27 protein-coding genes are annotated in these 25560 nt (G+C 64.5%); 10 read left to right on the top strand and 17 right to left on the bottom strand.

Going from position 1 to position 25560, the window contains the following annotated elements; genetic code table 11:
• Window positions 1-60: 60 nt before the first annotated feature.
• The 3 genes from JOF56_RS47805 to JOF56_RS47795 form a co-directional block, all read right to left on the bottom strand.
• Window positions 61-681, bottom strand: a complete 621-nt coding sequence (locus tag JOF56_RS47805) for a DUF4360 domain-containing protein (protein WP_209646123.1) — start codon at window positions 679-681, stop codon at window positions 61-63.
• A gap of 54 nt (window positions 682-735) precedes the next feature.
• A complete protein-coding gene (locus tag JOF56_RS47800; protein WP_245378709.1) occupies window positions 736-1044 on the bottom strand; it encodes a DUF4360 domain-containing protein in 309 nt (102 codons plus the stop codon).
• Between the two features lie 142 nt (window positions 1045-1186).
• Window positions 1187-1615, bottom strand: a complete 429-nt coding sequence (locus JOF56_RS47795; RefSeq protein WP_209646122.1) for a peptidoglycan-binding domain-containing protein — start codon at window positions 1613-1615, stop codon at window positions 1187-1189.
• Between the two features lie 213 nt (window positions 1616-1828).
• Between JOF56_RS47795 and JOF56_RS47790 the strand changes: the two genes are divergently transcribed.
• A complete protein-coding gene (locus JOF56_RS47790; RefSeq protein WP_209646121.1) occupies window positions 1829-2821 on the top strand; it encodes an ArsR/SmtB family transcription factor in 993 nt (330 codons plus the stop codon).
• A 429-nt stretch (window positions 2822-3250) separates the two neighbouring features.
• Here JOF56_RS47790 and JOF56_RS59015 read toward each other — a convergent pair whose 3' ends face one another.
• Entirely contained in the window at window positions 3251-3520 is a 270-nt protein-coding gene (locus JOF56_RS59015; protein WP_245380878.1) for an integrase core domain-containing protein, read from the bottom strand.
• Window positions 3468-4346, bottom strand: coding sequence for a helix-turn-helix domain-containing protein (locus JOF56_RS59010; protein WP_245381311.1), 879 nt, complete (start codon window positions 4344-4346; stop codon window positions 3468-3470). Before JOF56_RS59010 ends, JOF56_RS59015 begins: the two co-directional genes overlap by 53 nt.
• A gap of 509 nt (window positions 4347-4855) precedes the next feature.
• On the opposite strand from JOF56_RS59010, the gene JOF56_RS47775 reads away from it, so the two are divergent.
• Entirely contained in the window at window positions 4856-5278 is a 423-nt protein-coding gene (locus JOF56_RS47775; RefSeq protein WP_209646120.1) for a hypothetical protein, read from the top strand.
• Window positions 5279-5850: 572 nt separating this feature from the next.
• On the opposite strand, the gene JOF56_RS47770 is transcribed toward JOF56_RS47775, so the two are convergent.
• Together JOF56_RS47770 and JOF56_RS47765 are read right to left on the bottom strand one after the other, a co-directional pair.
• Window positions 5851-6921, bottom strand: coding sequence for an integrase core domain-containing protein (locus JOF56_RS47770; RefSeq protein ID WP_209646119.1), 1071 nt, complete (start codon window positions 6919-6921; stop codon window positions 5851-5853).
• A 34-nt stretch (window positions 6922-6955) separates the two neighbouring features.
• Window positions 6956-7423, bottom strand: coding sequence for a helix-turn-helix domain-containing protein (locus JOF56_RS47765; protein ID WP_209646118.1), 468 nt, complete (start codon window positions 7421-7423; stop codon window positions 6956-6958).
• A 65-nt stretch (window positions 7424-7488) separates the two neighbouring features.
• Between JOF56_RS47765 and JOF56_RS47760 the strand changes: the two genes are divergently transcribed.
• Window positions 7489-7674: a DUF4873 domain-containing protein gene (locus tag JOF56_RS47760; protein WP_307855833.1), complete on the top strand. Its 186-nt coding sequence runs from the start codon at window positions 7489-7491 to the stop codon at window positions 7672-7674.
• Here the strand turns inward: JOF56_RS47760 and JOF56_RS47755 are convergent.
• The 7 genes from JOF56_RS47755 to JOF56_RS47720 form a co-directional block, all read right to left on the bottom strand.
• Window positions 7665-8594, bottom strand: a complete 930-nt coding sequence (locus JOF56_RS47755; protein WP_209646116.1) for a hypothetical protein — start codon at window positions 8592-8594, stop codon at window positions 7665-7667. The genes JOF56_RS47760 and JOF56_RS47755 overlap by 10 nt on opposite strands.
• A 139-nt stretch (window positions 8595-8733) precedes the next feature.
• Entirely contained in the window at window positions 8734-8952 is a 219-nt protein-coding gene (locus JOF56_RS47750; protein ID WP_209646115.1) for a hypothetical protein, read from the bottom strand.
• 63 nt (window positions 8953-9015) lie between these two features.
• The gene (locus tag JOF56_RS59005; RefSeq protein WP_307855594.1) at window positions 9016-10086 is read right to left on the bottom strand and encodes an integrase core domain-containing protein; all 1071 of its coding nucleotides are present in this window, start codon (window positions 10084-10086) and stop codon (window positions 9016-9018) included.
• A 277-nt stretch (window positions 10087-10363) separates the two neighbouring features.
• The gene (locus JOF56_RS47735; protein ID WP_209646114.1) at window positions 10364-10585 is read right to left on the bottom strand and encodes an AMED_5909 family protein; all 222 of its coding nucleotides are present in this window, start codon (window positions 10583-10585) and stop codon (window positions 10364-10366) included.
• A 1856-nt stretch (window positions 10586-12441) separates the two neighbouring features.
• Window positions 12442-12843, bottom strand: coding sequence for a transposase (locus JOF56_RS47730; RefSeq protein WP_209646113.1), 402 nt, complete (start codon window positions 12841-12843; stop codon window positions 12442-12444).
• Window positions 12840-13919, bottom strand: a complete 1080-nt coding sequence (locus tag JOF56_RS47725; protein WP_307855593.1) for an integrase core domain-containing protein — start codon at window positions 13917-13919, stop codon at window positions 12840-12842. The genes JOF56_RS47730 and JOF56_RS47725 overlap by 4 nt, the downstream gene beginning before the upstream one ends.
• Window positions 13920-14913: 994 nt before the next feature.
• Entirely contained in the window at window positions 14914-15282 is a 369-nt protein-coding gene (locus tag JOF56_RS47720) for a histone-like nucleoid-structuring protein Lsr2 (RefSeq protein WP_209646112.1), read from the bottom strand.
• A gap of 151 nt (window positions 15283-15433) precedes the next feature.
• Between JOF56_RS47720 and JOF56_RS47715 the strand changes: the two genes are divergently transcribed.
• A complete protein-coding gene (locus tag JOF56_RS47715) occupies window positions 15434-15835 on the top strand; it encodes a DUF6308 family protein (RefSeq protein WP_209646111.1) in 402 nt (133 codons plus the stop codon).
• 621 nt (window positions 15836-16456) lie between these two features.
• On the opposite strand, the gene JOF56_RS59000 is transcribed toward JOF56_RS47715, so the two are convergent.
• On the bottom strand, window positions 16457-17851 hold the full coding sequence (locus tag JOF56_RS59000) for a hypothetical protein (RefSeq protein WP_245378708.1): 1395 nt from the start codon (window positions 17849-17851) through the stop codon (window positions 16457-16459).
• 272 nt (window positions 17852-18123) lie between these two features.
• On the opposite strand from JOF56_RS59000, the gene JOF56_RS47705 reads away from it, so the two are divergent.
• On the top strand, window positions 18124-18792 hold the full coding sequence (locus tag JOF56_RS47705) for an alpha/beta fold hydrolase (RefSeq protein WP_372448325.1): 669 nt from the start codon (window positions 18124-18126) through the stop codon (window positions 18790-18792).
• Window positions 18793-18912: 120 nt separating this feature from the next.
• On the opposite strand, the gene JOF56_RS47700 is transcribed toward JOF56_RS47705, so the two are convergent.
• Window positions 18913-19755 carry an IclR family transcriptional regulator gene (locus JOF56_RS47700; RefSeq protein ID WP_209646110.1) on the bottom strand — a complete coding sequence of 281 codons (843 nt, stop codon included), beginning with the start codon at window positions 19753-19755 and terminating at the stop codon, window positions 18913-18915.
• An 81-nt stretch (window positions 19756-19836) separates the two neighbouring features.
• Here JOF56_RS47700 and JOF56_RS47695 point away from each other — a divergent pair, with 81 nt between their 5' ends.
• The 3 genes from JOF56_RS47695 (at window position 19837) to JOF56_RS47690 (ending at window position 22422) form a co-directional block, all read left to right on the top strand.
• Window positions 19837-20598 (top strand): NADP-dependent oxidoreductase, encoded by a 762-nt coding sequence (locus JOF56_RS47695; RefSeq protein WP_307855592.1) that lies wholly within the window; start codon window positions 19837-19839, stop codon window positions 20596-20598.
• A complete protein-coding gene (locus tag JOF56_RS58995; protein ID WP_307855591.1) occupies window positions 20592-20735 on the top strand; it encodes a zinc-binding dehydrogenase in 144 nt (47 codons plus the stop codon). The genes JOF56_RS47695 and JOF56_RS58995 overlap by 7 nt, the downstream gene beginning before the upstream one ends.
• Window positions 20736-20850: 115 nt before the next feature.
• Complete coding sequence (locus tag JOF56_RS47690) at window positions 20851-22422, top strand: carboxylesterase/lipase family protein (RefSeq protein ID WP_209646109.1); 1572 nt, start codon at window positions 20851-20853, stop codon at window positions 22420-22422.
• A 7-nt stretch (window positions 22423-22429) separates the two neighbouring features.
• Here the strand turns inward: JOF56_RS47690 and JOF56_RS47685 are convergent, their stop codons facing one another.
• Entirely contained in the window at window positions 22430-23338 is a 909-nt protein-coding gene (locus tag JOF56_RS47685; protein WP_209646108.1) for a cyclase family protein, read from the bottom strand.
• Between the two features lie 223 nt (window positions 23339-23561).
• Here JOF56_RS47685 and JOF56_RS47680 point away from each other — a divergent pair, with 223 nt between their 5' ends.
• Window positions 23562-24575: an agmatine deiminase family protein gene (locus tag JOF56_RS47680; protein WP_245378706.1), complete on the top strand. Its 1014-nt coding sequence runs from the start codon at window positions 23562-23564 to the stop codon at window positions 24573-24575.
• Between the two features lie 96 nt (window positions 24576-24671).
• Window positions 24672-25523, top strand: coding sequence for a nitrilase-related carbon-nitrogen hydrolase (locus JOF56_RS47675; protein WP_307855590.1), 852 nt, complete (start codon window positions 24672-24674; stop codon window positions 25521-25523).
• The last annotated feature ends 37 nt before the right edge of the window (window positions 25524-25560 follow it).

Below are 25560 nucleotides of genomic sequence, written 5' to 3'. Positions count from 1 at the left end.
TTTCCCCTTCGAGGTGTCTGCGGGGAGACCTGGTCGGGCCGCCCCGCCTACACTTTTCCGTTACGGGCAACGCCTCCACGCGAAGTGGTAGACCGTGGCAATGAAAGCGTCGGTCGGGTCCATCGACATGAAGCTCGTCGTCGTCTTCGGATCCGACGTGCCCGCGTTGACCCGCAGCTCGGTGTTGATGTTGAGGTTCCTGGGCTCGCACGGCCGTATGACGGGCAGCTCGATGTCGACAGTGTCCGTGGCCTGCCAGTTGTCGCTCAGCGGGCCTTGCCAGGTGTGGCTCTTGTACATTGTTTCCGGCATGCCCTGGAAGGAGTAGTTGCCTCTCAGTGTGCCTGTAGCGCCGCGTTCGAGGTGGGCGAAGCCGCGGTAGTCGACTCGGTCAATGGCGAAGGCGAAACCCTGCGGCACGTTCACTCTGAGGTTGAGCTGGCAGAACTTCCGGAAGTCTGTCGGCCTGGCACCGACACCGACTGCGGCGAGGTAGTTGCTGTAGATCGCGATGAACGCCGTGTGGTCCGGTGACACCTCCACCGCGGCCGTGCCTGGGGAGCAGCCAGACCCGTTGACGGTGACCACATCGATGGTGACCGCACCGGGCGGCGGCGTGACCGCCGATGGGACGACGACGGTGGACATCGCCATCACAGCGGCAACAATAGTGTTGATCATTGAACACACACCTTCCGACTCGTGCGCTGAGCAGCGGCGGAGAAGTTGGTGGGATCAGCACTTCTTCCAGGAGAAGTGGTACTTGGTGCTGACACTGGCATCGGTCGAGTCCATCGACATGAAGCTCGTCGTCTTCCTGAAGTCGGCGGAACTCGTGATCACGCGCAGCTCGGCGTTGATGTTGAACAGCCTGCGCTCACCGCAGGGCGCGTAGACGATCGACGCCACGTCCGTCCTGTCGGTGGCCCGCCAGTTGTCGCTGAGCGGGCCGTTGAAGGTGTGGCTCTTCGTGGCGGTCTCCGAGTTGCCGGAGAAGTAGTAGTTCGCGGCCGTGCCGGGGCACCCGGTTGGAACGGCCCCCAAGACTTGGGCGGTTCGGTGACCAGCTAACCGACGGCACCGTCCGGCAACGCATTCCGGCGGTGCCCGACAGCCATCGATACGCGTGCAAAGCGCCGACCGACGTATTGGTGTGCGCGGACGTGATCAGAGCCCACCACCGGGTCTACGGCACCCGGACGCAGCTGGAGCCGGAAATTGGCTGGTGCACCATCTTGCTCCGTGTCTCCGGCCCGTACCGGCCGTCCACCGCCGCGCCCACGGCCCGCTGGACCTCCTTCAGCGCTCTCTCGGTCGCCCCTCCGAAGTCGCTGTCGACCCGCAAGCCCTTGCCGTAGCACAAATTCATGCTGTACTGGAGCTTCTCCACGGCCGGGCTGTGCGCACCCCGGCCCATCTCGCAATCCACCGTAAACGGCTCCAGACGGGCGGGTACCCATGCTCCCGCGTAGCTGGCGACCCAGTCGCACCAGACGGCCGTCGTGCCCACGCCCCCGCCAGACGGTGTGGCAATCGCGGGTGCGGTCAGCACGCCGGCCGCTACCACGGCCGCCGCACAGGCTCTGGCCAGCACTCGAATCATCGGACGTCTCATCGGGCCTCATCTCCTACGGTTGATCTGCACAGGTGACAAGTAGGGCTTAGTCGTAGAGCACGGTCGCGGTTTCATCACGACAGCCCCCAGCATGTATCTCGGTCCACCCCACCGGCCTCCACCTGGGTGACCAGTCACCTGGATGCAGAGTGCTAGCGCCGGCTCGAGCCTTCAACGACATTCGGCGTGGCCCGAAACATGGTGGGTAATCGCATGCTCAGGATCTGTTTCACGAGCGACGACATCGCGCGAACCCGGATCGCGCCCGCGCCGGATCCGTTGTGGGAACTGGTCATGAGCCTGCACATGCTCCGGCCTCAGCCCGGCGACCTGCTCTTCCGCCACTGGCGACGAACCATCGGCCCCGCGATCCGGCAGGCCGGCCTCGGCGAGCGACTACGCCTGCTGCTCGCGCTCACCCCAACCGTTGGCTACTTCCCGGACTTCCTCAACCCCTACGCGGCCATCCACGGCCTCGAACCCGGCCTGGAAGCCGTCCGCTCCACCCCCAAGACCGCCATCCACCACGACCTGCAGCACCTCGCCCAGTCCCGCCCGCTCCCCCGTGGAGCCCGCCTGCTCGCCACAGGCGACCCCCGCACACTGACCGAACTCACCGACACGATGCGCACCTGCTACTCACTGACGATCACGCCCTACCAGCGGACCATCGACTCGGCCGTCAGCCAAGACCGCCAGATCCGGACCACCGCACTGTGCACCGGCGGCGTCGAGGGACTACTGGCCAGCCTGCGCCCGGTGATGTACTGGAACTCCGGCCAACTCTGCCTCCCCACCCATCCCCGCGACCAGGAAGTGCACCTCGATGGACGTGGCCTGCTGCTCATCCCGTCCTACTTCTGTCTCACCGGCCCTGTCACCCTGTTCGACCCCGACCTTCCACCGGTCTTGGTCTACCCGGTGGCTAAACCACCCGACGCACTACCGATCGGCCAACGCCCGCCCGGCGCACTTAGCGCCCTGATCGGCGCCACCCGCGCGGCCATCCTGGAAACCCTCGCAGCCCACCCCACAACCACCACCGACCTCGCCCGCCGCATCGGCGCCAGCGCCGCCACAGCCAGCGAGCACACCACCATCCTCCGCCAAGCCGGCCTGATCACCAGCGACCGCGACCGCAACCGCAAGCTGCACAGCCCTACAGCCCTGGGCCTGGCCCTGCTCAACGCCAACGACCGGACTTGACTTCCACAATCCGCAGGCAATGGGTAAGGGCAACCGATTGCGTACCAACGGGTTGCGGCAGCTTCCCAGTCGCCGACTGTCTGCAGTGCGTATGGTGTGGGCGCTGTCGTCCTTGTCGTCGGAGTGGTTCCGCTGCACTTCCACAGCCAGTACGCGAGTTCGGCGATCTGCCAATCAGCGGCGCCACCGGTGGGCGCGCCCGCGATCGTCCGTTCGACCAGGGCGCGCTCGCGGGCCGGTTCACCTTGCAGCCAGGCCGCTTCGGCTCGTGCAGCGGCGACCGGCCCGGTCCGTTGTAACTCGCCGGTCCGGTTGGCCATGGCCAGCGCCTCATCCACCAGGGCATGGATCCTCGCAGGCCGCAATGCGTTACCAGACCACAAACTTGAGGACAAACCCTGCGCTTGCCGAAAATGTCATCCGTGCAGGTCAGGCGGCATGGTGGTACTCGTTGAGGATTCCTCCCAATCGCGGGCGTCGGCGGATGTTGATACTGATGATCTTGGTCTGGTCCGTGATCGGCGGTGGTAGTGGTTGTAGCGGTCGGGAGTTGGCGATGCCTTGGTGAGGTCGGTGGTTGTTGTAGTGCCGCTCGTATTCGCGAAGCGTGCGGAGTAGGTGTCGTTGGTTCCAGATCAAGGTGCGGTCAAGGAGTTCGTGGCGGCAGGTTTGTATCCACCGCTCGACGATCGAGTTCATTCTCGGCATCTGGATGCCGCTCAAGATGACCTGGATGCCGGCGTGGGCGAGGATGGCGTCGAGCAGGTGGGGGAATTTGCCGTCTCTGTCGCGGATCAGGAATCGCGCTCGGCAGTGGGCGTCCTCGAGGTCCATGCAGAGGTTGCGGGCGGCCTGCATGACCCATGCCGCGGTCGGATGGGGTGGCGCCGAGGATGCGGATCCTGCGGTGGGCGTGTTCGATGACTGCCAGTACGTACATCCGTGCACCGGTCAGGGTGACGGTTTCGAAGAAATCGCAGGCCAGCAGGACCTCGGCCTGGGAGCGGAGGAACTGGGCCCAGGTGCTCGACGCGCGTTCGGGCGCAGGGGCGATGCCGGCGTCGGTGAGGATCCGCCACACGGTCGAGGCGGCGACCTTGATGCCGAGCACGAGGAGTTCGCCGTGGATGCGGCGGTAGCCCCAACTCGGGTTCTCCTTCGCGAGGCGGAGGACCAGGATTCGTGCGGATCGGATGGTGCGGGGCCGGCCTGGGCGTTTCGGTCGGGACATCCTGGCGTGGCGTCGGCGCATAAGATCGCGGTGCCAGCGCAGGATCGTATCCGGGCGCACCAGCAAACGGAGTCTGTGCAAGGCCTGGCGCGGTAGTCGATGCAGGAGTGCGGCGAGTAACGCTCTATCGGTTGGGCCGAATCGCACCCTGGTGTCGCCGAGTTGCCGTCGCAGCACTGCGATCTGGTGCCGCAACACGAGGATCTCGATGTCCTTGTCCCGGTCGGTCATCGGAAGCAGACGAAGCAAGGCGAAGGTATTGGTCAGGCCGAGGTAGGCCAGTCGCAGCAGCACGGCTGATCATCCTGCCGTGGTCGGCGGCCATGAGTGCGGGTGAAGCGGCTGTTGGTCAAACAGTGCTTGACCAGGACGGATGGGGTTTCCGGCAGGCGCAAGGCCATGGAACAGCAAAGTCTTCCACAAGCAGGCACCTCGGTGTTTCGGGCTCGGCCGAAACACGTTGTGCTCTCGCTCGCTGGTCCTGGAGGCTCACCCTAGCGGTCTCACCGTCGTGCGATCTGGACGGAGAGGGTCCTGTTTGAAAGGGGGCAGCATGAATCGCAGAGCTGGGCAGTGCGATGTGAGTGCGTTCGTTGCCGCCTTGAGGCTCGCTACGAGCCGTGGAAAGCCGTTGTCTCCAGCTTCGAAAGCATACTGCTCGAGCGGATTCCTCGCGACAAGCTTGGTCGGCCTAAACGATTTGGGCTGACGTGCGGGACAATCCTGGTCATTAGTGTCACCTTGCCGCCTTCTCAAATGGCAGACGCTTTGGCGGCACGTCAACATTTTGAAGAGGAGGATGAATGCTTCGACGATTGACTCAACTGTTCGTCACGACGGCACTGGTCGCGACTGGAACGCTGGTCCTCACGGCGTCACCGGCGGCCGCCGCGGGCGGCTGCACCCCGCCCCCGCAAAATGGAACCATCGGTGCATGTATTGATTATTCCGGGGGTTCATATGCGCAGGCTGATTTCTATCTCAACGTCAATCCGGACTGGTCGCGTTACCAGTACACAGTGGTCATGTACCAGAATGGCGTTCCCTACACTCTTACCGACGGAATGCCGGACTTCACTAGTACAGGCCGTTACTGCTGCTGGTACAAGCATGTCGCGGCCCTGCCCCAGCGGTGGATCACCTTACGTACGAGGGTGAACGTGTACATGCAAAATGGTGCATTCCACTACGCTATCGACAGTCCGACGATCTCGGTTCGTGCGTGAGCGTCTCGTTGTGATGTCATGACAGACAGCCAACGCCCACGAAGGGGAGTCAGTCCCGTGGGGATACCGGCTTGAATTGATGCGTCGTCGTGGGCGCAGACGGGAATGCGCTCGCCGCGTGGCAGGTCTCCAGGATGGCTGGGGTATGCGGTCACGTTGCGTTCGTCGTGGGCTTGCCTGCCATCCCGTCGACCTCCCGGGGGCTACCACAGGGGCCCCAGGGGCGCAGAGCCCGAGTGGCTCGGTCGGCGACCGACTGGGCCGGCGGGATGATGAGCAGTCCGGCCACAGCCAGGCGGCCCAGTCGGTCGCCGGTGCTAGCGTCGAGGGCTGCACCCCTGGGGCCACTGTGGTAGGACTGCGTCAGGTCGACGGGATGGCAGGGAGCCCCTCCTTGCGGGGAGTCCACAGAGGACTCGAGCCAAGATCAATCCCACGCTTTACTCCCGCAAAATGACCACAAACGACCATAACCGACCATCTACACTGGACAGTCGCTAATGCAAATGTCGCAGCTAGACGTGCATGCCTGTGCTGGTCGAAAACTCGGTTGCTGGTTCTGGCCTGGACTTTCACGCGGCGGGTTGGTATTCGTTGAGCAGTCCGCCGAGACTCGGTCGGCGTCGGATTCTGTCGAGCCGGGCAGGGAACGGGGTCGTGTTCGGTTCGTCGTCGGGAGCGCGCAAAAGCATTCGATCGTCTTGGTGGCTGCGCGCGGTGTTGTGATGTGCGATGTAGGCGTTGAGCACGTGACGTAGGTGGCGTTCGCCGGTGATGAGGATCCGGTCGGTGCACTCTCGGCGGATGGATCCGATCCAGCGTTCGGCGAAGGCGTTCATCCGCGGGGCCTGTGGGGCGGTGAGCATGATCTTGATGCCGATGGAGGCGAGGACCGCGTCGAACGCGGCGCCGAACTTCGCATCGCGGTCACGAATGAGATGTCTGAATCGGTGCCCGGCCTCCTCTAGGTCGCTGGCAAGACCGCGGGCTAACTGAGCCACCCAGTCTGCGGTTGGATGCTGGGTAATGCCGAGTAGGTGGACTCTGCGTGTCTTGATTTCGATGACGAACGCGACATACAGCCGCTTCAGGGTCACGGTGTCGATGTGGAAGAAGTCGATCGCAAGCAGACTGTCGGCCTGAGTACGCAGGAAGGTGCGCCAGGTGTCATCGCGGCGCGTCGGTGGCGGGACCCCGCCGGCACGTAGGATTTTGCGGATGGTCGAGGCGGCGACTCGATGGCCGAGGCGACGCAGTTCGCCCTGGATGCGAACCGCGCCCCAGGTCCGGTTCTCCCTCGCGAGGCGCAGGATGAACGTGGCCAGTTCGTCGCTGATCGGCGGACGGCCCGGCGGTTTTGGTTGTCGCCACCGCGCGGCGATCAGCTTGCGGTGCCAGCGCAACAACGTTCCCGGCGTGACCAGCCGGTGGACGAATAGCGCTCTTGGGAGCATCCGGGCAAGCCCGGCGAGAACCGCGCGATCCGGCCAGGACAGGCGAGGTCTCGGGTTGTTGCGTCGCAGCACGGCGAGCTCGTGGCGCAAGGCGAGTATCTCCGCGTCCTTCGACGCCGACGATCGAGCGAACAGGGCGAGCCAAGACAGGACCTGGCCGAAGAGCCGGTAGATCAGACGAACAGACACGACCGCCGATCATCGGACGTCACGATCGCCCAGGTCAAACCGGGTAGCCGCATTCTCGACCAGGACAGGCGATCTGCAGGCCCAGGGCAAGGAGTTCGCCGTGGATCCGGCGGTAGCCCCAGTTCGGGTTTTCCTTGACCAGGCGCAGAACCAACATTCGAATAGACCGGATGGTGCGCGGTCGGCCTGGGCTTTTCGGTCGGGACATCCTGGCGTGGCGTCGGCGGAGTAGGTCGCGGTGCCAGCGCAGGATCGTGTCCGGGCGCACCAGCAGACGGAGCCTGTGCAAGATCTGGCGCAGGAACCGATGCACGAGCGCGGCAAGCAACGCCCGGTCCGCAGGACTGAACAGCACTGCGGTGTCGCCGAGTTGCCGTTGCAGTACTCCGATCTGGTGCCGCAGGGCGAGGATCTCGATGTCTTTGGCCTGGTTGCTCATCGGGATCAGACGAAGTAGAGCGAAGGTGTTGGTCAGGCCGAGGTAGGCCATTCGCAGCAGCACGGCCAGTCATGCCGTGTTGATCCCTGAGGGTATGCGGCGAACGGAGTTGGAGTTGGTGACATGGCCTGACCAGGACGGATGAGGTTTTCGGCAAGCGCACCGTCGTCACCGAACTGCACATGTCCGGCCGGCAGGACGTGCCCCTCCGCCTGCCCGGCGGCCCGGACACCCAAGCCTGGCTGGCCGAGCTCGGCCCGTGGGGCAACACCCGGGTCACCGGGTCCGGCCGCCCGCCGTTCCCCTATCCCTGAAGCAGCAACGGAACCAGCCGCTCGGCGACGTCGCGGTTGCCAGGAGCTACCTTGAGATCCACTTGCACCACGTCACTCAGCCGAACCCGGAACATATCCTCGTCACTGCTGGCGGGTCGGCCGGCCACCTTCGGACCGTCGTACTCGACCCCAAGCGTGAACGCGGCCAGCGCGACGTCCATGGACGTGCCGTTCGGCAACCGGACAGTGCAGTCGCCAGCCGCCTTGACGCCGATCACTTCGTGGCCGAACTTCTCCTTCATCAGCGAGCACAGCCGCAGCCCCTGGACCGGGGTTGGCAGGTCGAACAACCCTGCGGCGGTGAACGGGACCGGGGTGAACGCGACTGTCCCATCCGGACTGATCGCCGGCAGGGAATCGGCCGGCTTGGCCAATGCCGGCACCAGCTCTTCGATCAGGCGTCTGATCGCTGGGGCAGCCACCTTCTCGCCGGTGCCGCCCACTCGAAGAATCGGCGTCTGGGTGCTGTCGGGCCAGGCGGGGCCAACCGATTCGGCGATGGCGACGTCGAACGCGGTGATCCGGCCGGAGCTGGGCAAGGCCTGAACCGGCTTGCCCGCGATCGTCTCGGTCGGTTCAAAGCCCTGGTCGAGCTCGAGCCGGATGTCGACATATAGCTCACTTGCGGAAAGCGCACAGGAGGCGACCAATCCCGTGGGATCCGGCGTGACTTTGATCGTGCTCGCACCGAGTGCCTGCTGCAACCTTTCCGGTGGCAGTGCCCCACACAGCGCCCTGGACGCGACCGGCGCCAGCATGTAACTGAGCGCCTGACTGCCCACTGCCCCATTCGGTGCCGACGGTGCCGACGGTGGCGGCGCGGGCGGCGGAGGCTGCGGGACGGGTGAACTGCACCCGGCCAGCACGACGACAACCGGCAGCGCAAGAAGTCTGATCATGTGTCCCCCCAAGGACGATCAGGACGAGTCTCGCACACCCAGCCACGTGGAGATAGCGTTGACAGTTGACTTTTGACGTCCATCGGTGCGCGGAAGACTTCGATCGAATATCGGGCGAGGGCAGCGAGTTCGGATGTAGTCAGGCCGATGACGGAACGGGCGATGACGTACTGGCCGTCACGTCAGCGCCGAACAACAGCGGGTCACCTGAGCCCAACGCGATGGGCAATCCGGCGTCCAGCAAAGAACGCAGGGCACCGAATCCAGCGTCGCCACGCCAAGCGGCGGATAGGACGTCGGGCAGATCTGCAGCGCGACACCGTTCGGCAAGGAAGGCCACGGTCTTGGCATCACGCATCGCCGTGAGACCATGACCGACGTGTGGGTTCCAGAAGTCGGCTCTATGGCTGTGACCTGCGCGTCAGGCTGCTCTGGGTTCGTATTCGTTGATCAAGCCGCCGAGGATGGGTCGGGGGCGAACGTGGGCGTGGCTCGGGTGTGGAATCGGGTGCTCAGGTCGTGGCGGCATGAGCTGCCTGGCCCGGTGAGGCCGGCGTGTGTTGTCGTGGGTGACATACCGCGTCAGAACTGTTCGCAGGTGGCGCTCACCGACGATGAGTAGGCGGTCGGTGACCTCGCGCCGTACTGTGCCGACGAATCTCTCGGCGTAACAGTTCGCGCGAGGACAGCCCGGCGGAATCTTGATGATCTCGATATCGGTGCTGGCGAAGACGGCGTCGAACGAGGCGGTGAACTGGCCGGCCCGGTCGCGGATCAGGAATCGGAAGCTGTCAGCCCTGTCGTCCAGGTCTATCAGTAGATTGCAGGCTTGTTGGGTGGTCCACGGCCCGTCGGGATGTGTTGTGGTGCCGAGGATGTGGACGCAGCGGGTGGCGACCTCGAGCGCGAAGAACACGTAGACCCGCTTCAACGTGACGGCGCAGTCCACGGTGAAGAAGTCGCACGCCAGCATCGTGGTCGCCTGGGTGCGCAGGAACCGCCGCCACGATGTGTCGGAGTCCCGGGTTGGTGCCGGCGGGATTTGCAAGCGTGTGAGCATGCGGCGGATGGTCGACGCGGACACGCGGTGACCGAGTTGGAGCAGTTCGCCCTGAATCCTGCGATAGCCCCAGCTGGTGTTCTCTCGTGCCATTCGTTCGATCAACGCGACGATGGTGTGGTCAACGGGAGGGCGTCCTGTTCGTCGTGGATAGGTCCACTTCCTGGCCACCAAACGTCGGTGCCACCGCAGGATCGTGCCTGGTGTGACCACTCGATGTCTGCGCAGCAGATCGGGTAGTCGCCGTACCAGTGCGGCGAGTATGGCGCGGGCAGCCCAGTCGAGTCGTGGGCGTGGGTTGGTGCGGCGCAGCACAGCGACCTCGTGTCGTAACACCAGCAACTCCACGTCCTTGGACGCCGAGGACCGGCCAAGCAAGACCAGCCACCCACCGAGTTGAACGAAGATCAGATACATCAGTCGTAGCCACACGTTCCACGATCATGCCTTGCCGTCGAACGGCGCATCACCGCAGTTCAAGACCGCAGGGCGGCGTTTTGGAACCTCACAGCCTTGCACCGCTTGACTCAATCGACGAGATGCCAGATCACAGGCATTGCGTCAACTCTTGACACGGTACAGGACAGCACGGAAACGGGGAGGCGCCAACCACATTACGCTTCTGCGCCCTGTTTCCCGTTACAGCACAACAAGACATACAACATCGCCGCGCGACCAGCCGTATATTCACTGTATACTATGGACATATCTACTGTGGAATCTCTGGATTCCTGGCCTCCTCCGCGAACTCGTCCGCCTTCTCCTGCTCAAGCCCAGCGCAGGCCAGCGCTTCCCAGTAGTGATCGGGGTCGCTTTCCGACACCCGCCGGTACATCGCCGCCCGAGCTTCATAGAAGGCCCGTTTCTCGTCGAGACCGGCATCGTCCGCAGGCTGCACCGGTAACACCGAGTTCGCCTGCGATAGAGTCACGGGGTCGCCCGTGCGTCCCGAGCGCCGTAGACTCACCAATGGTACCCCCTTCTGCTTGTCAGGGGTCGCGAGGAGGCACGGCGACAGGTTCCGGGCGCCAACCTTGGAGATGCCCGCTGCCGTGCACCGCAACACGCGCCGTCGCCCAAACCGAGATGGTCACGGTCGGGTCATGATCCGCGAAAACATCTACAATCACCGTCCGTTCGGACGGCGACCATACCCACCGGAAGTTAGTATCTTACCGGTCGAACAACTCGTGCGGGTTAACCCAAAAGAGTCATTCGGTTGTCCTCCCATGCGCGCGCGTCGCCGGCCACGCTCAGGCATCTGGCCCGTCCCACGATCAGTGCGAGCAACGAATCCGTCAGGCGTTCGGGGACGAGAAGTTCACGATCGCGTTGCGTGAAGGAATCTGCCTCGCCACCTACCAGGCCATCGCCTACGCACTCGAGTCACGGCGAACTATTGGGCCGGAATCCTCGATGATCTTCCGGGCCGCTTCGCGGGCCTTGCCGCGACCACACCGGACACCAAATCCCACGTTTCGCTGGGGCTGACTGGTCGATGTGCTGGGGCACGTTGAGGTGCAGACCGACCTCCACGGAGGCACGACTGTACTGACAAATCGGGGACAGGACGGGCAGTACAGAGCGGGGTGATCCCAGTGTGCCGCGCCCCGCACCTGGGCTGCCCGTCTCTTGTGGCTTGCGAGCCCTCCAGCGAGGGAAGGCTCGCAAGCCACGTCCATCAGTCATCGAGGCACAACAAGCCAACGACTACCTCATGGAACGTCACGTAGACGACGTCATCTGCAGTCTCGAAGGCAACGATGTGCAGCGTGGCCGGGGCGGCAACCTATCGGGGTCGGCGGGACACAGTTCGTGGATCGCGAACGCGTCGTCCGCGCCAGGGATCCTCGGCTGCTGAGCTCGCCGATGGTAAAAGCAGTGGGAACGGCGACGTTCTCAACCTCACCGTCCGGAGATCGGTCTGGCACCTGGTGTCACCGCGACGATCTCAGTGACGGCGAAAGCAATCGACAATGCGATGTACAAAAAGGACATAAACGTGGTTTGTCCATACGTGCCACCGGAATGGCACCAGATGTGTCCGACTACATAGCGGCGCGCGACGGATCGGTTGAGGTTGCGCGCACCTACACGTTGGCGGCAAGTCTGCCGAGGGAACAGGGGGCTCGGCTCCGCTGGCCAGCCCGCGTTCCTGCCAAGTGCGGCCGGGAAACGAGGACAGCCAGCGCAGCAGCTTGACGACCCCCGCGCCGCCGTCCCGCCCGGTTGGCTTGGCCTCGGGAAGAAACGGTGGGGAGGTCAGCCTCCAGACGGTTTCCTCCGGCGTCTGCGCGGTATGCGGCCACCACTGCTCGGCGGGACGGGGCGGGAAGCGCTCCCGCTGCCGAACAACACGCTCAACGGTTGCGGGTCATAGCCCGGCACCGGCGTCACGGTAGTTGTCAAGTCCAATTGAGACGGTTTGTGCCTATGAGGTTGGCTGTGGTTGTTCGATGGGTTGGTTGATCCAGGCCACCTCGGGCAGCTTGGGCGGCCGGGGTCGACGGGCTGGGCTGGTCGTCAGACGGGGTGGACACGTACACAAGGATCTCCGATCCCGCCCTTGGTCAGGAACCCCGGTACTCACACCGGGTGTCTCACACGAGCCTGGCAAAGAGGGTCAAGGCCCTCCGGCCGTAACGCGGTCGGGCTCCGCCTGAGCCTTGACCCCGACGCCTCACCTCGGCGCGCCCACAACCCAGACAGAAAGACCAAAACAAGGTCAGCAGCACCCCTTGACCGGCCCCACTCCTGCTGCTCCGAAAATTTCCGGAACCTACGAGGTCAGGCCGCGTGGCCTTCCCGAGGGGCGATGGTGACCCGATAGCCGAGAGCCTCCAGTTGCCGCACAGCGCGGCGTCGCGCTTGTTCCTGCGTGGTCTTGCGCAACGCGGCCCCACCCGGATCGTCATAGAGCTCGCCGGTGGACAGTAGATACCAGGCGATCACCAGGATCTTGTGGGCAACCGCCATGATCGCCTTCTGCTTACCCTGACGACGCATCACCACCCGGTAGTAGGCAGACAGGTAGGTGCCCTTGGTCTTGACCGCCGCCCACGCGCACTCGGTGAGCGTCTCGGCCAGCCACGGCGACCCCTTGCGCGGCTTGGCCGATCCCTTCCGGCCGGCGGACTCCCGCTGTCCCGGGCAGCGTGTACCGCTCGAAAAGTCATCGCTGCACGTCAAGCCGCGTAGTGGTATTCGTTGATGAGTCCATTGAGGACGCGGGTGCGTAGCAACGTACGGGCGTTGACTCCGTGCGTTCGTTCGTGCTGTGGGTGAGGTTCGGGTGGTCGTTGTTGTCGGGCCTGGTGGGGCCGGTGTTGGTTGTAGTGCCGTTGGTACTCGGCGAGGACGTGTCGGGCGTGTGTCTCGTTGAGGATGAGCATGTGGTCGCAGACCTCGTTGCGGAGGGTTCTGATGAGGCGTTCGCAGTGTGCGTTCATCTTCGGTGCTTGGGGTGCGCTGGTCAGGAGGTTGATGTCTTCGGCTTGGAAGACGGCGTCGAAGGCGGCCGAGTATTTGCGGTCGCGGTCGCGGAGCAGGAAGCGGAGCGCGCCCAGTTCTGTGCCGAGATCGGTGGTGAGGTTGCGGGCCTGTTGGGTTGTCCAGTCTTGGGTGGGGTGTTCGGTGATGCCGGCGATGTGTAGTCGTCGTGTGCCGTGTTCGAGGAGCACCAGGGCGTAGAGGCGTTTGCCGAGCGCGGTGTCGAGGTGGAAGAAGTCTGCCGCGAGGATGCCGCGGGCCTGGTTGGCCAGGAACTGTTTCCACGTGGGACCGGCTCGGCGTGGGGCGGGATCGACGCCGCCGGACTTCAGGATCTCCCACACTGTTGAAGCAGCGATCTTATGCCCGAGCCCGGCCAGCTCGCCTTGGATCCTCCTGTGCCCCCAACGCGGATTTTCGTCGGCCAGGCGAAGGACGAGCTTCTTGATCGCTGAGCGGGTGGGTGGTCGTCCAGTGGAGCCCCGGCGTGCGCTGTAGTCCCACTTCCAGGCGATGAATCTGCGATGCCAGGTGAGGATCGTTGCGGGTTGGACGGGGAAGATCTCGTGCCAGCGGCGTCGGGGGAGTAGCGAGGACACCGTGGCGAACCAGAAACGGTCTGCTGGTTCGTATCGGACTTGGCCGGTGATCTGGCGGCGGAGGACGGCGTTCTCATGTCGGAGTGCAAGCAGTTCGGCGTCCTTGGTGGTGTCGCGGTGCAGCAACATCGCGGGGACGGACAGCAGTCGTCGGGTCAGGTGATACAGCAATGACACGATCGCTGGGCCAGCGATCTCAACGCTTGCTTGGTGTCCTGACCAGGCGCTACGGCTTTTCGAGCGGTACAAGGTTCACCGGTCCCAGAGTAGCCCTTGATACGCCCACAGCGAGCCGTACATGCTCACCGCAATTTGCGCTCTGTCCCCGTGCTCGTATTCGAGCACGGGGCAACGTGCAACAACGACTTTTTGAGCGGTACAGGTTGGTGCGGGTGTTATGTCCGACCGACCGCACCGCGTCGTTCGAGTGGGACGACTATTCACGGATCCCATTTCTGGCCATATTCGGCAACTGTCACGTATTGGACAAATGCTTCGGGGGCGGTTGTGACCATGTGCGCGTACGGTATCGCCATGCTGCCGAACCGGACTCGGGCCGCGATCGTGCAGCCACCGTGCGCCCCACCGGCTTTCGTAGGCGCAACGCGAAGCCCTCGAGCAAACATATCTCCATGATCGAACCGCGAACGAAGTCGCCACCGTTTCTTGGCACGCCCCCACACATGGTCACGTTGAGAATCCACGAGGCCGTTCGCGCATTGAAATCCAGTGATAGATCGTGATCTTCATGGCTCGCAGACCGAACAGCTGGTCCAGCCGGTTGGAGGCGTGCTACATCGTGTTGTGCATAGCCGCACTGCCGACCCTGCTGATTCTGGCCATACTGCCGTCGTTGATCATGTAGCTCAAGATCGTCGCCCCACCAGCCCAGCGCATGGAGCCAACACCCGCACGTTGCTCCGCACCGGTATCCTCAATGGGCTCGTCAACGAGTACCACTACGCCGCTTGACGTGCAGCGATGACTTTTCGAGCGGTACAAGGTCCGTTGCCGGAAAGATCTTGAAGGGCAATCAGATTCTTGACCTGCGTGCGCTCGAGGGCTTCCTGATGCGGCACCCAGGTGCGATGACTCCAAGATGGAAATAAGGCTGCCCGGCGTTGCATTGTGGCGAGCGCCGGACAGTCTCGCATTCGCGGTCTCAAGTGGACTATTTAGCTTTGGCCTTCTTGCCGCTGTGAGCATCCTCGAACGCCTCCAGGACGTTGGACGGGATGCGGCCCCGGTCCGACAAGTCGAAGCCGTTCTTGCGGGCCCATTCGCGGATGGCCCTCGTTTGCTCGCGATTGGCCGCTGGCGTAGCCGCGCCCTTGATGCCGGTCCCCCGCTTGACCCGGCCGCCGGTCCGACGGGCTGCGCCGACGAAGTCGGCCAGGTTCTTCCGCAACTTTTCGGCGTTGCCGCCGGTCAGGTCAATCTCGTAGCTGGCCCCATCCAGGCCGAAGGTGACGGTGCTGATGTCCTCAGCGACTGAGCCGTCCAGGTCGTCCACCAGCTGAACGGTGACTTTCTGAGCCATTAGATTTATACCTCGAATCGTTCAAACCGCTACACGTAACGAGCTCGTGCGGCGGGTAGATAATCCATCTGTAGTTGAGGCGATCATACGGGTAAACATCCGACATGCAACCTCAACCCGCTGGCCAGGGTAACCCGGGAAGCGAGAATTTATGCCGCCGGACTCACGAACCTACGCCTCCCGGCATGAGCTTCTGGACAATTACGTCCGTGATTCCCGCCGGGCCAGGTCGATTTCTGCGTTGCGGCGGTACTTCGCGCAGGACGCCACAGACGGCGAGCTCTACACCGGTCGGCATTTTGAACGCTTCACCGGCGGCGACGTCGGATCGTCGGAAAATCGGATCACGCCAGCCGATGTCTTGGCCCTAACGTTCCTGAGCATCAAGGAAGGGCTGCCCGGCGTGACGGTGGACGTTCCGGAAGTCCATGCAGCAGAGATTTCGAACTTGCTGGCTGAGATTCCGGCAGAGTTGCCGATGCATGAGGCCGAGTGGGTTCACTTCGACACCGATTCGCCGGCCTACAAGCTGTGGAGCCTTCTGTGTCAGTGAGCCTTTCCGCGTAAGTGTGTCTCACGCTGGGCATCGCGGCATCGCTGGCGGCCAACATCGCGGCAGCCGAACCCACCCTGATCGGCAGAGCCGTGGCCGCCTGGCCGCCGATCGCGCTGCTACTGGCCTACGAACTACTCATGAGTCAAATCCACGTAGCCAGCAAACACCCTGGCACAGAAGACATCGCGCACCCGGCATCTGCTCTTGCCGTTGCGCTGCCGCAATGGGCACCGTCCACGGCACACGATCATGCCGCCTTGCCGTCGATCACGGCACCTACGGCAACGCCTCGGCAGGACGGCACGGCATCGACAACCACCGGACCGACCAACAGCCCGGCCGCGGCAGACGTGTCGGCACTGGCGCCGATCCTGGTGGCCGTACCCGACCGGGACGAGAGCTCTAGTGAAACAGTCCGGCAAGCGGCTCGGCAGCGATACCTCAAGACCGTCGCCGACGGTTTGCCGTGTACCGGCAGAGAACTTGCCGACATGTTCGGCATGAACGAACGCTGGGGCCGCTACCAGGTCCGCGCTGCCCGACGCACCCTCACCACCGCCGATTCGGCACCCCGCCGGGGTCTTGAACACTGGAGGGGAGCTGGACCCATGACGAACATCAGTAGCGAGCCACACTCGCAGGTCGATAGCGCCGTGTTCCATAGCCGGAACCCGCACGACCCAGCCTTGCACGTGCCGGTTGGCACGCTCGTGGCGTGGTGGAGCGACGCACTTCACCGCACCGTCCACGCGGACCCACACCGGACAGCCGGTCGATGTCGAAGATTGCTGGACCGAACTCGTGGTAGGCACCCGGCTTGCCCGAGAGGTCACAGCAGGCCGATGGGTGACAGTGGCCCAACTGTTGCGGGCCCACGCAGTCAGGGACTGGCACCAGGTCGGTACCGCCCTGAATCTCACCGGCCCAGAGGCAGCCGCCGGATTCACCAGCTGGCTGGACGGTCAGACGCACCTGTACCGGCAGACAGGGATTGGAATGGCCCCAGGAGAGGCCGAAGATCTCGCCCGCCTGGCTGACGCGATCGCAGCATAGGTGACCTAGACATGCCGTCGTTGCCGCCATCGACGTGCGCTTGCCGCCGTGACGGCAACGACGGCAAATCAGCCGAGCTGAACTCAGCGGCGCGGCACTCCGTTCTCTCGCTCGAACACAAGCACCGCAACGGACAGAGAACTGCGACCCCTGATCTCGACCTTGGATGTCGGCGTCGGCAAGGATGGTGTCGAACAGGGGAGGGAACTTGCCGTCCCGATCGCGGATCAGGAACCGGGCGCGGCGGCCAGTGTTGTCGAGGTCCATGATGAGGTTGCGGACAACTTGGGCCACCCATGCTGCGGTCGGATGTGGTGTGGCGCCGAGGATGCGGATCCGGCGCTGCGCGTGTTCGATCACGGCTAGCACGTACATCCGGGCGCCGGTGAGGGTGACGGTTTCGAAGAAGTCGCAGGCCAGCAGGACCTCGGCTTGGGAGCGCAGGAATTGGGCCCAGGTGCTGGATGTGCGATTGGGCGCCGGGTCGATGCTCGCGTCGGTGAGGATCTGCCACACGGTGGATGCGGCGACTTTCACGCCCAGGACGAGGAGTTCGCCGTGGATCCGGCGGTAGCCCCAGTTCGTGTTCTCCTTGGCCAAGCGTAGGACCAGGACTCTAATGGACCGTATGGTGCGCGGTCGGCCGGGTCGTTTCGGTCGGGACGCCGTGGCGTGGCGTCGGCGGAGCAGGTCGCGGTGCCAGCGAAGGATAGTGTCCGGGCGTACCAGCAGGCGGAGTCTGTGCAACGTCTGGCGTGGTAATCGGTGCAGGAGTGCGGCGAGCAACGCCCGGTCGGCTGGACTGAACCGTGCCCGCGTGTGACCGAGTTGCCGCTGCAGCATTCCGATCTGGTGGCGCAATGCCAGGATCTCGATGTCTTTGTCCCTGTCGCTCATCGGGAGCAGTCGGAGCAGGGCGAAGGTGTTGGTGAGGCCGAGGTAGGCAAGTCGTAGCAGCACGGCCGGTCATCCTGCCGTAGGGCCGCCGAACGGTAAGTGGATGGTGCTGATTCACCGTGTACAGCATCTGACCAGCACGGATGAGATTTTCGGCAAGCGCAGGGTCCGCACGGTCGTCCACAACGGATTATCGTTGACCGCCCGGGTCGAGGAAGGACAGTCATGACTGAGCATGGCTACGCTCAGGCCGAAGACGGCACACATCTTGCCTGTCAACGGCGCGGTGCCGGGCGGCCGCTCCTTCTACTGGCTGGCCAAGCCAACAACCACACGTGGTGGGACCGTGTTCGTGCGGATTTTCTGGATGCACGATCACGATGGACTACAGGGGGACTGGAGCGAGCGACAAACCCGATGTGCCGTACTCGACGCGAGGTTTCGCGGATGACGCGATCGCCGTTCTGGACAAACTCGGTGTAGATCAGGCAGATGTCTACGGCACGTCCATGGGTGGGCGGGTCGCGCAATGGGTCGCCGCGGTCTATCCGCATCGGGTGCGACGGCTGGTCCTCGGCTGTACATCGGCTGGAGGTGTGCATGGCATCGAGCGGACCAACGAAGTCCGGCGCGCGCTGGTTCGGCCCGATTCGCGGACCGCGCTCGTGGACATGATGTACACGCCAGGATGGCGTGCGGAGAATCCCGGTCCGTACACGACTCTCGGCGATCACGGCATGCCGCCGCACGCCGTGCGCGGTCATCTCCTGGCGAGCAATTCCCACGACGCCTGGGACGTTCTCCCCGACATCGCCGCGTCCACACTGATCCTTCACGGTGACGACGACGTGCTGGCACCGGTGGCCAACGCTCAGTTGCTCGCAGAGCGTATTCCGCAGGCGCGAGCGCACATTTTCGCGGGCGCGCGGCATGCGTACTTCGAGGAGTGTAGGCCATTGTCGAGTTCCCTCGTCGTGGAGTTCCTCGGACAGTCATGCCGTTGAGGCATGTAGCCATCTCAGTTTTCTATCGTTCAATGGTCTCCGTCGAGGCGAACGAACGAGACGGTGTCCTCTTTGGATTGATATTGGGAAATCGTCCAATGTGGTCGTCGCCAACGTCGATTACTGTCGGGCGGGCGCAGCCGCGTTTGTGAGGTGCCCGTACGTGCTGGCGGCGGCGTCGCCTGGGAACTCGCTGGAGAGGCGTTCGGCGACGGCTGCCGTGGCGGCGCGAAGGCGGTGTGTCCAGTCGGGGAGGGTCGCCCGATCCGCCCGCCCGGACGGCCACGACAGCGTCAGGGCGCCAAGGGTTCCACCGAGCCTGCCGCGGATGGGCGCCGAGAGCGAGGTGAGGCCCGGAACCCGGGTGCCTTCGGACTCGGCATACCCGTTGGTGATGACGTAGTGGACCCGGTCGGCGAGTTCGGCGGCCGGGAATGGGCGGAGATGGTCGGGGATGCCATGCAGGTAGCTGAGCAGGGCGTCGTGGCCGTACCGATCCTCCATCGCGGCGAGAAACACCAGGCTTGTGGCGCCCCGGCCGATGGTGATCGGCCGATAGAGCACCTCCATGTACCTGATCCCGTGCTTGCTCGGGATGGTCTCGATACACATGAACTCGGCGGAGTTCACGGGGACGTAGATGCCGACCGTTTCGCCGCCGCATTGTTCCTGGAGGGTCAGCATCGGCCCGGTCGCCGCGAGCCGGATGTGTCCATGTGGATCGGCGCGTGCCGCGAGTTCGTGAGCGAGGAAACCGATGGCGTAGCGGCCGTCACCGATTCGAGCGACCGCGCCTCCCTTCTCGAGGGCGCGCAGCAAGCGATGTGCCGCGGTGTTGCTCAGTCCTGTCGCCGCCGCCAGTTCGCCTGGGGGCAATGGCGTACCGGCTCGGCCGAGGACGTGCAGCAACCGCATCGCCTTCTCCACCGACTGGACAGAGTTTCGATCACGGGTCTCGGGCACCTGTCCATGGTCCGCAATGCGGACAGTCGTGTACAGCGGCCGCTGGCTCGGATACGTTGCCGGTCGGCTGTGGAGGTGAGCGTGCGGGCGCACGGGTTCGTGCAGGTGGGTGGTCCTGAGCAGGAGTCGTTCTTGGACGTGCCGGTTCCGGAGCCGGGGCCGGGCGAGTTGCTCGTCCGGGTGCGGGCAGCCGGGGTGAACCCGGGGGATTGGCGGCTGAGGGAGGGCGCCTACGGCGACACGCGTTCCGCAGTGCTGGGCCGTGAGGTTGCCGGGACCGTAGTGCGGCTCGGTTCCGGCGTGAGCGGTTTCGCGCCTGGCGACGAAGTGTTCGGTGGTTGCCCCGGAATGGTCGGTGGGTGGGCCGAGCAGGCCCTGATCACGGCTGGGTTCGCCGCACATCGGCCGGACGGGGTTTCGCCGGAGGCCGCTGCCGTGCTCCCGGTCGCGGCCGGCACCGCGTATGACGCCTTGGAGCAACTTGCCCTGCCTGAAGGGGCGACACTGTTGGTGAATGGGGCAGGTGGTGGCGTCGGTGTGCCGCTGCTGCAACTCGCCCGGCTGCGTGGGATCCGTGTCATCGGGATGGCAAGCCGTGCCAAGCACGATTTCATCGCCGGGCTCGGCGCGGTTGCCGTGGCGTATGGGGACGGTGTTGTGGACCGGATTCGGGCTGTGGCGCCAAAGGCCATCGACGGTGTGTTCGACCTGGTCGGTGGGGACGCTCTGCGCACGGTCGCGGCTCTGGTCCCGCCGGACCGGTTGTTCTCTGTCGCGGACAAGTCGCTGGTCGGGCAACTCGGTGGGCGAGATGTGACGCGCGATCGGAGTACCGGGTGCTGACTGAGCTGGCCCGGCTGGTGGCCGCGGGCGAACTGGACTCGCATATCACCGAGGTGCGGTCGCTCGACGAGGCCCGCGAGGCCCTTGCCCTGGTCGAGCGGGGGCACGCACGCGGGAAAATCGTCTTGGTGCCGTAAGGCCCTCCGCATGGCGGAGGATAATCGAGCGTGCCGTTGCCATTGTGCGTGACGTCTTGGACAGTGCTGGTCGAACGAGTGCGGAGCCCTCGATTTTGATCGGAAGGACACGTGCATGCGTCGGTCGCGCCGGGGATTTCTGCTGGCCTCTTTGCTGGTTGCCGTGCTGCTGGCCTCCGGTGGAGCCGCGCTCATCGGCTTTGGTGGTGGCGAGCCCGATGACGGACCGACTGTCACGATTTCAGGTGCGGAGGCAAAAGCGACGACCGCATTGGGCGCAATGGCCGGCCTTCGATCCGGAAGTGTCCTTTCGTTCAGGGGAGTTCGATTCGGCTTGTCCACCGAGGGCGAGCGCCGTTGGCGACCGCCCGAGCCGTCCGGAAAATGGACGGATACGCTGACAGCGACGCAGTTCGCCGCGCAGTGCCCATCGGGCAACAGTGTGGAGAAAGGCGCGAGCGAGGACTGCCTGTTCCTCAATGTCTATGCGCCGGAGAACGTGGCGAGTGGATCACGGGATCTGCCGGTCATGTTCTGGATACACGGCGGTGCGAACGCGAGCGGCAGCGCGAGCGACTATGACCCCAGCCTGCTCGTCCAGCAGGAAGGCGTCGTTGTCGTCACGACCAACTATCGCGTCGGTGTACTCGGTTTCCTCGCGCATCCGGCGATCGACGGGGAAGGGCATCCCGCGGCCAACTACGGCCTGCTCGACCAGCAAGTCGCGCTTCGCTGGGTGAGGGACAACATCCGCGCGTTCGGCGGCGATCCCGGGAACGTCACGGTTTTCGGCGCGTCGTCAGGCGGTTTGAACATCCTCAACCACATGATGTCCCCGGGTTCCGCGGGGCTGTTCCAGAAGGCCGTTGTCCAGAGCGGGGCGTATCAGCCGGACACTCCGGCACTGTCCGCTTCGCAAGAACGGGGCATCGCGTTCGCCGATCGGATTGGCTGTGCCGACCAGTCAACTGGGTGTCTGCGCGGGAAATCGCTGGCCGATGTGCTGGCGAACCAGGGCAAGACCAACACGGCGTCGAGTGCGTTCAATCAGTCTTCCGTAGACGGCGACGTGATCCCGCAAACACAGCGATCCGCGTTTCGTCAGGGCAAGTTCCACAGAGTGCCGGTCATGCAAGGGGTCACGCGATTCGAAGGACGCGCCATCCCTTCGCAATCGCCAGATATGTCAGCCCGGGACTTCGACGACGTCGCCGCCAACTACGCCACGACCGCCTCGAGAGCATTGAGCAAAGTGCTGGCCGAGTACCCGCTCGACCGATATCCGGACCCGTTCCAGGCGGCAAGCGCTGTGGTGACCGATGCGGCCTTTGCCTGCCCTGCGCTCAACAGCAATCGGGTCATGTCCGTACACACCCCGGTCTTCGCCTACGAGTTCGACGAAGGCTCGGCGGACCCGGCCGCGTCCGGCCACTACGCGGATGTCGAGTACCTCTTCCAGGTTGCATGGACGGCAAAAGCCGAATCGGAGATGGGGCGGACCATGCGGCACCATTGGGCGCAGTTCGCTCGGACAGGTAGTCCGGGAGACTCGACCTGGAGGCCGTTCACGTCACAGGACGGATACGTGCACGCCATTGGTTCGGGCGCGGGCAAGGACTTCAACGGCGAGCATCACTGCGGATTCTGGGGCGCACAGTCCGCCATTCCGGCCAACAGCCGGATCTGAGTCCGGCTCAGAAGACACAGATCGGGTTGACCGCTGCTCCGGTGGCTCGCGGCAGCCGGATCGGCGCGACCGTGAACAGGAATTCCCAGCGGGTCCGGCGTTCGCAGGTCGCGGCGAGCCGCTCGACCTCCGGCCAGTCGAGCAGGACCAGTCCCATCGAGGGCATTCCGATGTGATGCAGCGGCATCCGGATCACGTCGCTGGGATAGGGGATGAACTCCACGCAGTCGCCACCGTAGACCGCCACTTCGCGCTCGTGTATCCATTCCAGACAACGTGCGCCCAACCCGGCTCGTTCGTCCGGCGACTGCGGTCCGTGTACGGCTTCCCAGCGACGCAGGCCCATACGGACGAAGAGGGCGTCGCCGCTCTGGACACGCACACCGCACTGTTCCTCAGCCGCCTCGAGATCCTCGACCTCGATGAGGCGGTCTGGTTCGAAATACTCCACACCTCGCGCCCGAGCCAAATCGAGCAACACACCCCGAGTGAATATGCCATCGCGCATCGCGTATATCGAGCCAAAGGCGAGCCCGTCGTAGCGTTGGATGTCCTCGACGCGACGGCCGTTGTACAGGTGACCGTTCCATGTGGAGTGACAGACCGCGTCGAGGTGGGTCATGGTGAACCCGTGCGGCTCGATTCCGACGTAGTCCGTGGCGTAGTTGGGTCCCGGGCCGACGAACAGCACGCGGTGGTCGACAGCCTCGCTCGTGATCGGATCCGGGGTGGCGGTGAGGTCGCGCCCGATCGACACGGTCTCGCCGGATCGGACGAGTGCAGCAGCCGCGCACCGTTTTTCCGGCGTGATGTAGTTGAGCGTCCCGAGCTCATCGTCGTCGCCCCACCGTCCCCGGTTGGAGACGCGTTCGTTGAGGGCAAGCAGTTCCTCGTCAGTCATCTCGCGGTCGCGCATGCCACGGATGCTAGGCCGCCATGCGCAGTGACCGGCAGCTGTAATCCGCATTGCGGATGACCGGACTGCTTTGCTTGCATGCCGCGGTTACCGCCATGGACCATGCACAAAGCACTGGTTTTCGCAGCTCACGAGCTGAACCGGGCTGGTTCCGCAGCGCATGTGTTCCGCATTGCGCGCGATGACAGGCAGATCCTTGAGTGAGGTCTTGACCATGATCAGAATGCCCGCTGAAGCAGAGCCGCACGAGCGTACGTGGATGGCGTTCCCACCGCCGAACGAGACGTTTGGTGAGGAGGGTTCACCCACGCTTACCGAAGCCCGCCGGGTGTGGGCCGACGTGGCCAACCTCGTGGCGCGCCATGAACCGGTCACCCTGGTGGCCGGTATAGGGCAGGGGCGCATCGCGCGGTCTCTGGTCCGGCCTGACATCGATGTCGTCGAGGTCGCGCTTGACGACGCGTGGATGCGGGACATCGGCCCGACCTTCGTGCATGATCCTTCGTCGCCGACCGGGTTGACGGCGGTCGATTGGCGGTTCAACGGCTGGGGCGCCCAATCATGGGCCGCATGGGACCGTGACCGGCACGTCGCGGCCGGAGTCGCGACGCTGTCCGGTCACCCGTGTCAAGAGTCCACATTGACCACTGAGGGCGGTGGGTTGCATGTGGACGGTGAAGGGACCGTGCTGCTGACCGACACCGTGCAGCTCGACCACGCACGCAACCCGGGGTGGAGCAGGGAACAAGTCGAGGCCGAAGTGCACGCGCGCCTGGGTACGACCACCGCGATCTGGCTTCCACGTGGGCTGACGCGCGACTACGGCAGGTTCGGTACCCGTGGACATGTCGATGTCGTGGCCGCGTTCCTCCGCCCGGGGATGGTGGCCGTGCACAGCCAGACGAACCCCGCGCATCCCGATCACGAAGTATCGCAAGAGATCATCGAACTCCTGGTCACGAGTACCGATGCCTGCGGCCGACGGCTCCAAGTGGTCGAACTGCCCGCGCCCACGGTGCTGGCGGACGGGGGAGAGTTCGTGGACTACTCCTACATCAATCACTACGTCGCCAACGGCGTGGTCGTGCTGTGCGGATTCGATGATCCGCACGACGCTGTGGCCGCCGATATCCTGCGCCGCGCCTACCCTGCCCGGACGGTGGAACTGGTCGATGCCCGGCCGGTCTTCGCCTACGGCGGCGGGGTCCACTGCATCACCCAACAACAACCCCGATGATGTTGTGAGGAAGCCATGCGCCTGATCACCTCGGAACCACTGCCGTCACCGGCACGCGTGCATCCCAGCACTCGGCCGTTTCTCACCGTGGGAGTGGTGCAGACACGCTGGCACCCGGATCCCGCCGAGCACCGAGTCGTGTTGAACGACGGTATCCGCATTGCGGCCGAAGCCGGAGCGGACGTCGTGTTCCTGTCCGAACTCACCCTCGCCCGCTACCCCGCGGACCGGATTCCCGACGGCGATGCGACCGCGTCCGCCGAGGACCTCAGCACCGGTCCCACCTACACCTTCGCGGCAGCCACCACAGCAGAGCACGGCGTCGCGGTGCACGCGTCGCTGTTCGAACGCGCCGATGGCCCCGACGGGCTCGGGTACAACACCGCGATCCTCATCGCCTCCGACGGAACACTGCTCGGCCGGACCCGGAAGATGCACATTCCCATCACTGCCGGCTACTACGAGGATCGCTATTTCCGGCCTGGCCCGGCCGATGGCGAGCCCTACACCGTAATCGATCTTCCCGGCAGCCACGCGGCGCGCCTGGGCCTGCCAACATGCTGGGACCAGTGGTTTCCGGAACTGGCCCGGCTCTACTCGCTGGGCGGAGCGGAACTGCTCGCCTACCCGACCGCGATCGGCTCCGAGCCCGATCACCCCGACTTCGACACCGAACCCTTGTGGCGCACGGTGATCGTCGGAAACGGGATAGCCAACGGCACCTTCATGGTGGTGGCCAACCGCTGGGGAGACGAAGGCACGATCACCTTCTACGGCTCATCCTTCGTCTCCGACCCCTACGGCCGAATCCTGGTCTCTGCACCACGCGACGCCGACGCGGTCCTCGTCGCCTCGCTCGACCTCGACCAATGCCACGACTGGCTCAACCTGTTCCCCTTCCTCACCACGCGCAGGCCGGAGTCCTACGGACGGCTTGCCGAACCGTAATCCGCATTGCGGATTTCGTTGCCAGATGGCTTGCACA

Origin of the sequence: Kibdelosporangium banguiense, assembly GCF_017876405.1 — a bacterium.
GTDB classification, from domain to species: domain Bacteria; phylum Actinomycetota; class Actinomycetes; order Mycobacteriales; family Pseudonocardiaceae; genus Kibdelosporangium; species Kibdelosporangium banguiense.
The sequence above is the reverse complement of the archived record's forward strand: the minus strand, read 5'-3'. Positions and strand labels throughout refer to the sequence as shown.

What these genes read in the sequence shown, in the direction of transcription:
- JOF56_RS47805 (WP_209646123.1), bottom strand. Translation starts at nt 681, where the DNA reads ATGATCAACACTATTGTTGCCGCTGTGATGGCGATGTCCACCGTCGTC.
- JOF56_RS47795 (WP_209646122.1), bottom strand. Translation starts at nt 1,615, where the DNA reads ATGAGACGTCCGATGATTCGAGTGCTGGCCAGAGCCTGTGCGGCGGCC.
- JOF56_RS47790 (WP_209646121.1), top strand. Translation starts at nt 1,829, where the DNA reads ATGCTCAGGATCTGTTTCACGAGCGACGACATCGCGCGAACCCGGATC.
- JOF56_RS59015 (WP_245380878.1), bottom strand. Translation starts at nt 3,520, where the DNA reads ATGAACTCGATCGTCGAGCGGTGGATACAAACCTGCCGCCACGAACTC.
- JOF56_RS47775 (WP_209646120.1), top strand. Translation starts at nt 4,856, where the DNA reads ATGCTTCGACGATTGACTCAACTGTTCGTCACGACGGCACTGGTCGCG.
- JOF56_RS47755 (WP_209646116.1), bottom strand. Translation starts at nt 8,594, where the DNA reads ATGATCAGACTTCTTGCGCTGCCGGTTGTCGTCGTGCTGGCCGGGTGC.
- JOF56_RS47750 (WP_209646115.1), bottom strand. Translation starts at nt 8,952, where the DNA reads ATGCGTGATGCCAAGACCGTGGCCTTCCTTGCCGAACGGTGTCGCGCT.
- JOF56_RS47720 (WP_209646112.1), bottom strand. Translation starts at nt 15,282, where the DNA reads ATGGCTCAGAAAGTCACCGTTCAGCTGGTGGACGACCTGGACGGCTCA.
- JOF56_RS47715 (WP_209646111.1), top strand. Translation starts at nt 15,434, where the DNA reads ATGCCGCCGGACTCACGAACCTACGCCTCCCGGCATGAGCTTCTGGAC.
- JOF56_RS47690 (WP_209646109.1), top strand. Translation starts at nt 20,851, where the DNA reads ATGCGTCGGTCGCGCCGGGGATTTCTGCTGGCCTCTTTGCTGGTTGCC.
- JOF56_RS47685 (WP_209646108.1), bottom strand. Translation starts at nt 23,338, where the DNA reads ATGCGCGACCGCGAGATGACTGACGAGGAACTGCTTGCCCTCAACGAA.
- JOF56_RS47680 (WP_245378706.1), top strand. Translation starts at nt 23,562, where the DNA reads ATGCCCGCTGAAGCAGAGCCGCACGAGCGTACGTGGATGGCGTTCCCA.